Source organism: Albidovulum sp. (assembly GCF_041919395.1).
GTDB lineage: Bacteria > Pseudomonadota > Alphaproteobacteria > Rhodobacterales > Rhodobacteraceae > Albidovulum.
Map to the genome: position 1 here is coordinate 1 of NZ_JAYRTX010000168.1, position 3,254 is coordinate 3,254.

A 3,254-nucleotide genomic window follows, 5' to 3' on the forward strand; every position below is an offset into this window, starting at 1 on the left:
GGGCGCAAGCGCTTCAAGGGCCGGCTCGCCGGGACGATGGGCGACGAGGTTCTGATCGAGATCGAGGAAGGCACCATCGGGCTAAGGTTCGACTGGCTCGCCGACGCCAAGCTCGTGCTGACGGACGAACTTATCACCGAAATGCTGCGGCAGAAGAAGGCCACGGAGCACGTGGACGAAGCCGCATTCGACCATATCGAAGAAGACACTCCCGAGGAGGACTGAATGGCCATCACCTCTGCCAACCAGCTGGAACTTCTGCAAACGGCCGAGGCCGTCGCGCGCGAGAAGATGATCGACCCCGTGCTCGTCATCGAGGCGATGGAGGAGAGCCTCGCCCGCGCCGCCAAGTCCCGCTACGGCTCGGAAATGGACATCCGCGTGAAAATCGACCGCAAGACGGGCCGGGCGAACTTCACCCGCGTCCGCACCGTGGTCGAGGATGACGCGGTGGAAAACTACCAGGCGCAGGTCACGGTGCAGCAGGCGAAGCAATACCTTGCCGATCCCAAGGTCGGCGACGAGATCGTCGACGAGGTGCCGCCTGTGGACCTTGGCCGCATCGCGGCGCAATCGGCCAAGCAGGTGATCCTGCAGAAGGTCCGCGAGGCCGAGCGCGACCGTCAGTATGAGGAATTCAAGGACCGCAAGGGCACGATCATCAACGGCGTGGTCAAGCGCGAGGAATACGGCAACATCATCGTCGATATCGGCCGGGGCGAAGCGATCCTGCGCCGCAACGAGAAGATCGGCCGCGAAAGCTACCGCCCGAACGACCGCATCCGCTGCTACATCAAGGACGTCCGGCGCGAGCCGCGTGGGCCGCAGGTCTTCCTGTCGCGCACCGACCCGCAGTTCATGGCGGAACTTTTCAAGATGGAGGTGCCGGAGATCTACGACGGTATCATCGAGATCAAGGCCGTCGCCCGCGATCCCGGCAGCCGCGCCAAGATCGGTGTCATCTCCTATGACAGCTCCATCGACCCCGTCGGCGCCTGCGTCGGCATGCGCGGCAGCCGCGTGCAGGCGGTGGTGAACGAGCTTCAGGGCGAGAAGATCGACATCATTCCGTGGAACGAGGATCAGGCGACGTTCCTCGTGAACGCGTTGCAACCCGCCGAGGTCGCGAAGGTCGTCATCGACGAGGAGGCCGGCAAGATCGAGGTCGTGGTGCCCGACGAGCAGCTGTCGCTCGCCATCGGGCGGCGGGGCCAGAACGTGCGGCTCGCCTCGCAGCTGACCGGCCTCGACATCGACATCCTGACGGAAGAGGAGGAAAGCCGTCGCCGTCAGGCCGAGTTCGCCGAACGGACGAAGCTCTTCATGGATTCGCTCGATCTCGACGAGTTCTTCGCCCAGCTTCTTGTCTCGGAAGGCTTCACCAACCTCGAAGAAGTTGCCTATGTCGACATGGACGAGCTTCTGTCGATCGAGGGCGTGGACGAGGCCACCGCCGCCGAGCTGCAGGCGCGCGCGCGTGACGTGATTGAGGAGCAGAACCGCAAGGCGCTGGAAAACGCCCGGGCGCTGGGCGTCGAGGACAGCCTGGTGGATTTCGAGGGGCTCACCCCGCAGATGATCGAGGCTCTGGCACAAGATGGCGTGAAGACACTGGAAGATTTCGCCACCTGCGCCGACTGGGAACTGGCCGGCGGCTGGACCACCGTGAACGGCGAGCGCGTGAAGGACGAGGGGCTTCTGGAGAAGTTCGACATGAGCCTTGAAGAGGCGCAGCACCTGGTGATGACGGCCCGGATCCAGCTCGGTTGGGTCGACCCGGCTGAGCTGGCGGCCGGCGACGAGGCCGAAGACGAGGAGGCCGAGGCCTGACATGGGCCTCGGGGGATGGGCATATGACCCGCGGGGGACGCGACACGAACAGGGATGAGCCGGAGCGGCGCTGCATCGTCACGGGTGACGTGCAGCCCAAGGCCGGGCTTGTGCGTTTCGTCGTGTCGCCCGAGGGCATGGTCGTCCCCGACCTCGCCGGCAAGCTGCCCGGCCGCGGCATCTGGGTGACGGCGGACCGGACCGCGATCGAGACCGCGGCGAAGAAGGGCCTTTTCTCCCGCGCGGCCCGGATGCCGGTTACCGTGCCCGAGGGTCTCGCCGGTCTGGTCGAGGCCGGCTTGGCGCGGCGTGTGGTCGACCTTATATCCCTCGCACGAAAGGCAGGGCTTGCCGTGGCCGGGTTCGAGAAGGTCAAGGGCTGGCTCGCCGATGGCAAGGCCAAGGTTCTCCTGCAGGCCTCCGACGGATCTGATCGCGGAAAGGGCAAGCTCTGGACGCCGCAGGGCGGGCGATGGTTCGGCTGCCTGACGGCGTCCGAGCTCGGGCTGGCCTTCGGGCGAGATAGTGTGATACATGGCGCGCTCGGCGCTGGCGGACTCTCCCAACGTGTTGTAGAGGAAGCCGCGAAACTGTCGGGCTTGCGCGCGACAATCGGCGGAACGGACGCCGGGAAGGATACGAAGACGGCATGAGCGATACAGACGGCAAGAAACCCCTTGGCCTCGGTGGCGGGCGTTCCGGTCAGGTGAAGCAGAGCTTCAGCCACGGCCGGACGAAGAATGTCGTCGTCGAGACGAAGCGCAAGCGGATCGTCGTGCCGAAGCCGGGTGGCGCACCCTCCGGACCCGGGGGGACGCCGACGCTCGGCGATCCCTCGCGCCGGCCTGCCGGAATCTCCGACGCGGAGATGGAGCGCCGGTTGAAGGCGCTGCAAGCCGCCAAGGCGCGCGAGGCTGAAGAAACCGTTCGTCGCGCCGAGGAAGAGCGCCAGCGCGAGGAGGAGCGGGAGCGTCGCCGCGCCGATGCCGAAGCCAAGGAGCGCGAGGAGCGTGAGCGCGAAGAAGCGCTGAGGCTCAAGGCCGAGGAAGAAGCGCGCCGCACCGAGGAGGCCGAAGCACGCGCCGCACGCAAGGAAGACTTCAAGAAACCGGCCGCTGCCAAGCCCGCGCCGGTCGATCAGGCTGCCGTGCAGGCGGCCGCGTCCCGTGCCGAGACCAAGGGCGTCCCCGTCGGTGGTCCGCGCAAGACCGATCGCGAGCGTGACGATCGCGGCGCTGGCGGCGACCGCGACCGCGGCGCCAAGCGCGGCGACGAGGGCCGCAGGGCCGGCAAGCTTACTCTGTCCGAGGCGCTCGACGAAGGCGGGCGGCAGCGCTCGCTCGCGGCGATGAAGCGCAAGCAGGAAAAGGCCCGCGCCAAGGCCCTGGGCATGGGCCACAAGGCCGAGAAGCAGGTTCGCGACG

General features: G+C 66.9%; 3 protein-coding genes and 1 pseudogene. All 4 read left to right on the plus strand.

What is annotated here, in order from left to right:
• A pseudogene (locus tag ACMUOO_RS16840) lies at positions 1 to 225 on the plus strand (ribosome maturation factor RimP); the annotation flags it as partial.
• Entirely contained in the window at positions 226 to 1,830 is a 1,605-nt protein-coding gene (gene nusA / locus ACMUOO_RS16845; RefSeq protein WP_301919713.1) for a transcription termination factor NusA, read from the plus strand. It abuts the pseudogene before it with no gap.
• A 23-nt stretch (positions 1,831 to 1,853) separates the two neighbouring features.
• Positions 1,854 to 2,483 carry an RNA-binding protein gene (locus tag ACMUOO_RS16850; protein WP_301919712.1) on the plus strand — a complete coding sequence of 210 codons (630 nt, stop codon included), beginning with the start codon at positions 1,854 to 1,856 and terminating at the stop codon, positions 2,481 to 2,483.
• The coding region (locus tag ACMUOO_RS16855; RefSeq protein WP_413855776.1) for a translation initiation factor IF-2 associated domain-containing protein at positions 2,480 to 3,254 on the plus strand (775 nt) is incomplete at its 3' end. The genes ACMUOO_RS16850 and ACMUOO_RS16855, both read left to right, overlap by 4 nt.

Coding starts and splice junctions, on each gene's coding strand:
- nusA (WP_301919713.1), top strand. CDS start 226: ATGGCCATCACCTCTGCCAACCAGCTGGAACTTCTGCAAACGGCCGAG.
- ACMUOO_RS16850 (WP_301919712.1), top strand. CDS start 1,854: ATGACCCGCGGGGGACGCGACACGAACAGGGATGAGCCGGAGCGGCGC.